The following is a 2743-nucleotide window of genomic DNA, read 5'->3' on the forward strand; positions in this document are numbered from 1 at the left end:
CACCGGCCTCATCGCGAGCAGGCTCGCTCCCACAGTGGATAGGTGTTGGACCACAGATTTTTGAACGACACATCTCCCTGTGGGAGCGAGCCTGCTCGCGAATGGATTTCAAGGCGAACGGTAATCATGGCATTTAGCTAATTTCCCGCTGAACGAATCCCCCAAATCCCACGTCATACCCATCCTTGAGCTAGCGTACAGAACGTACCGCCGAGCCCTGCGATTAGTCCTTAGCACCCTATTCATGTTTAACTTGAACGCTCATTCAAGTTAAACCGCCGGTTTGCTGCCCGTTCACAACAGGAGGCTTGCCTTGCCGAGTCCGTTATTGATTGCCCTGTTTCACCCCCTTGAGGTGCACCTTTCATGAGTGCATCGTCCGTCCCTCCAAGCGGCCAGGTCCGCATGAATCCGCCGGTGTTTTATTTCGCGGCGACCTTCATTCTGCTGTTCGGCATCGTCGTCATTGCCATGCCTGAACAGGCCGGCGCCTGGCTGCTGGAAGCGCAAAACTGGGCGGCCAATACGGTCGGCTGGTATTACATGCTCGCGATGACGCTGTATCTGGTCTTCGTGGTGGTCACCGCCTTGTCTGGCTACGGCAAGATCAAGCTCGGTGCCGACCACGACGAGCCCGAATTCAGTTACCTGTCCTGGGCCGGCATGCTGTTCGCCGCCGGGATCAGCATCACGCTGTTCTTCTTTTGCGTGTCCGAACCGCTCACTCACTTGGCCCAACCACCGCAAGGCGAGGCCGGCACGGCGGATGCGGCGCGTCAGGCGATGCAGATTCTGTTTCTGCACTGGGGCCTGCACGGCTGGGGCGTGTTCGCCTTTGTCGGCATGGCGCTGGCCTACTTCGCCTACCGCCACAACCTGCCGCTGGCCTTGCGTTCGGCGCTCTATCCGCTGATTGGCAAGCGCATCAACGGCCCGATCGGTTACGCCGTGGACGGCTTCGGCATCATCGCCACGGTGTTCGGCCTCGGCGCCGACATGGGCTTTGGCGTGTTGCACCTCAACTCGGGCCTGGACTACCTGTTCGGCATCGCTCACACCCAGTGGATTCAGGTCGGCCTGATCACGTTGATGATGGGCGCGGCGATCATCGTTGCGGTGTCCGGCGTCGATAAAGGCGTGCGGGTGATGTCCGACATCAACATGCTGCTGGCCTGTGCGCTGTTGCTGTTCGTGTTGTTCGCCGGTCCCACGCAGCACTTGCTCAACACCCTGATCCAGAACATCGGCGACTACCTCGGCGCGTTGCCGATGAAGAGTTTCGACCTGTACGCCTACGACAAACCCAGCGACTGGCTGGGCGGCTGGACCGTGTTCTATTGGGCCTGGTGGATTGCGTGGTCGCCGTTCGTGGGCCTGTTCATCGCCCGGATCTCCCGTGGCCGTACCATTCGCGAATTCGTCTTCGGCGTGTTGCTGATTCCGCTCGGTTTCACCCTGGCGTGGATGTCGATCTTCGGCAACAGCGCCATCGACCAGGTCCTGAACCACGGCATGACCGCACTCGGCATGTCGGCCGTCGACAATCCGTCGATGACCCTCTACCTGCTGCTGGAAACCTACCCGTGGAGCAAAACCGTCATCGCGGTGACGGTGTTCATCAGCTTCGTGTTCTTCGTCACCTCGGCCGACTCCGGCACCGTGGTGCTGTCGACGCTCTCCGCCAAGGGCGGCAACCCGGATGAAGACGGGCCGAAATGGCTGCGGGTGTTCTGGGGCGCGATGACCGCGCTGGTGACCAGTGCGTTGCTGTTCTCCGGCAGCATCGATGCGCTGAAGTCAGCGGTGGTGCTGACGTCGTTGCCGTTCTCGATGATCTTGCTGCTGATGATGTGGGGGCTGCACAAGGCGTTCTATCTGGAGTCGCAAAAGCAGATCGCGCAGCTGCATTCCCTGGCGCCGGTGTCCGGCTCGCGGAGGGGCGGTTGGCGTCAGCGCTTGACCCAGGCCGTGCATTTCCCGTCCCGCGATGAGGTCTATCGCTTCCTCGACACCACGGTGCGCCCGGCGATCGAAGAAGTGAGCGCCGTGTTCGTCGAGAAAGGATTGAACGTGGTCACTCAGCCCGACCCGGCCAACGACAACGTCAGCCTGGAAATCGGACACGGCGAGGAGCATCCGTTTATCTATCAGGTGCAGATGCGTGGCTACTTCACGCCATCGTTTGCCCGTGGTGGCATGGGTTCCAAGGAACTCAACAACCGCCGTTATTACCGGGCCGAAGTGCATTTGAGCGAGGGCAGCCAGGACTACGATCTGGTGGGTTACACCAAGGAGCAGATCATCAACGACATCCTTGATCAGTACGAACGGCATTTGCAGTTCTTGCACTTGGTGCGTTGAACATAGTGGCGGTGCTGTTCACGTTTCGGTGGTCAACACCATGAACAGCACCAGCGCCGCCACCGGTACACCGAACACGGCGCTGCCAACGACCAGTTCCGTGCTCAACGGCTGGCCGGCATTGACCATGCCGACCGCGCCGTTGATCAGTGTCAGGGCCAGCCACAGGACCACAAAACTGTAGGCCAGGGTCTCGCGGCTGAAGCCGATTTTCTCGCCGATGAACAGCATCAGCGCCAGCAGGATCAGGCCGAAGGTGATGATGATCGTGGTGTGCATGATGCATTCCGTCCTTTAGATGTGTGCTGCCCTCAAGACCGCCTTCGCGGGCAAGCCTCGCGCCTACAGATTGCGCGCAACTCCTGTAGGCGCGAGGCTTGCC

General features: G+C 60.2%; 2 protein-coding genes. One reads left to right on the plus strand and one right to left on the minus strand.

What is annotated here, in order from left to right:
- Positions 1–405: 405 nt before the first annotated feature.
- The gene (gene betT / locus QMX98_RS33865; RefSeq protein ID WP_169857611.1) at positions 406–2361 is read left to right on the plus strand and encodes a choline transporter BetT; all 1956 of its coding nucleotides are present in this window, start codon (positions 406–408) and stop codon (positions 2359–2361) included.
- A gap of 18 nt (positions 2362–2379) precedes the next feature.
- Here betT and QMX98_RS33870 read toward each other — a convergent pair whose 3' ends face one another.
- Positions 2380–2640, minus strand: a complete 261-nt coding sequence (locus QMX98_RS33870) for a hypothetical protein (RefSeq protein WP_010464795.1) — start codon at positions 2638–2640, stop codon at positions 2380–2382.
- Between the last annotated feature and the right edge of the window lie 103 nt (positions 2641–2743).

It is taken from the genome of Pseudomonas sp. PS02303, assembly GCF_029959925.1.
GTDB lineage: Bacteria > Pseudomonadota > Gammaproteobacteria > Pseudomonadales > Pseudomonadaceae > Aquipseudomonas > Aquipseudomonas mandelii.

Coding starts and splice junctions, on each gene's coding strand:
- betT (WP_169857611.1), top strand. CDS start 406: ATGAATCCGCCGGTGTTTTATTTCGCGGCGACCTTCATTCTGCTGTTC.
- QMX98_RS33870 (WP_010464795.1), bottom strand. CDS start 2,640: ATGCACACCACGATCATCATCACCTTCGGCCTGATCCTGCTGGCGCTG.